At 80.1% G+C, this 341-nt stretch carries 1 pseudogene; it reads right to left on the reverse strand.

Annotated features, from left to right (window positions below):
- Nucleotides 1-240: pseudogene (locus AN218_RS38125) on the reverse strand (siderophore biosynthesis protein); the annotation flags it as partial.
- Nucleotides 241-341: the final 101 nt, after the last annotated feature.

The following is a 341-nucleotide window of genomic DNA, read 5'->3' on the forward strand; positions in this document are numbered from 1 at the left end:
CACGAGCGCCTGCTCCGACTCCAGGAACGGGCCCGTGCCCGGCGGGGGTTGAGGCGCGGCGCAGCGCTCGGTGAGGAAGTCCGCGGTGCGGCGTACGGAGTCGGCGACGCGGGCGACGAGATCGGCCGCCTCGGCGGCGCCGGCACCCGTGCCGAGGTGCGCGGCCTCGCGGGCGAGCAGCGCGGCGAGGGTCACGGCGTCCAGCGGCGTGGAGGTCGGCGGTGCGGCATGCGGCCGTGGGGCTACGAGGGGTGCGGCGTCTGTACGCCCGGCGTCGCCGACTCCCGTGCCCGGGCCCGCACTTGGGGCCCCGTCCGCAGTCGCCCCGCCGCCCCGGCCCG

Origin of the sequence: Streptomyces nanshensis (genome assembly GCF_001751255.1) — a bacterium.
Lineage (GTDB): Bacteria > Actinomycetota > Actinomycetes > Streptomycetales > Streptomycetaceae > Streptomyces > Streptomyces nanshensis_A.